Annotated in this window: 1 protein-coding gene; it reads left to right on the top strand. The window is 51.4% G+C overall.

Annotated features, from left to right (window positions below; translation table 11 throughout):
• Positions 1-838, top strand: an 838-nt coding sequence (locus ASH01S_RS17615) for an IS110 family RNA-guided transposase (RefSeq protein ID WP_157067244.1), incomplete at its 5' end; no start/stop codon positions are given.
• Positions 839-972 lie beyond the last annotated feature (134 nt).

The following is a 972-nucleotide window of genomic DNA, read 5'->3' as shown; positions in this document are numbered from 1 at the left end:
TCAGAAACCGCAGATGTTCATGCGGGAATTTCCCACCGTGTTATCTGGGCTACTGGAGCTTTCTGACTGGCTTGCTGAATTGGGTTGTACCGAGGTCGCGATGGAAAGCACCGGGGTGTACTGGAAGCCTGTGTTCAACGTGCTAGAAGCAACTTATGATGTCACACTTGCCAATGCCGCTCATATTAAGAATCTCCCCGGACGCAAGACCGACAAGAAAGACGCCCAATGGATTGCTGAGTTGCACCGCTGTGGTCTGATCCGAAAAAGCTTTATCGCTCCCCGTGAAATTCGTGAACTGCGAGACTTGACTCGATATCGCAGGAAGCTCAAGGGATACGAGACGTCGGAGCGGAACCGGATTCTCAAGGTGCTCGAAGATGCCAATATCAAGATTTCGACCTTCATGAGCGACGTATTTGGCAAATCGGGCCGCCTCATGTTGAATGCTTTGGTGAACGGCGAAATCATTGACCCCGAGCAAGTAGCAGACTTGGCCAAGGGTCGCTTACGAGCTAAGATTCCCGAGCTTATCCAAGCTCTCAACGGCAGGGTCACTCTTCATCATCGTAGAACCATTCAACGATCGTTGGATCATCTTACGTTTCTGGAGAACGCCATAGCTGACCTGGAAGCCGATATGGAACAGTACTTTGCTCCATATCAAAGGGAAGAAGAACTTCTACAGACGATTCCGGGGGTTGGTTCCCATGTCGCCAAAGTCATATTGGCGGAAATGGGAACGGACATGTCTGTCTTCCCTTCGGCATCACATCTTTCATCGTGGGCCGGGCTGAGTCCTGGAAACCACGAGAGTGCAGGTAAAAAAAACGAGTAAGCACGACACCCGGGAACCAAGCACTCAAATCAGCACTCCTGGAAGCGGCATGGGCCGCCGGACGAACTCGTACATTCCTTGGTTCAAAGTTCTGGGCAGTAGCCGGACGCAAAGGAAACAAACGAGCGACAGTT

This window comes from Alicyclobacillus shizuokensis NBRC 103103 (assembly GCF_001552255.1).
Lineage (GTDB): Bacteria > Bacillota > Bacilli > Alicyclobacillales > Alicyclobacillaceae > Alicyclobacillus_G > Alicyclobacillus_G shizuokensis.
The sequence above is the reverse complement of the archived record's forward strand: the minus strand, read 5'-3'. Positions and strand labels throughout refer to the sequence as shown.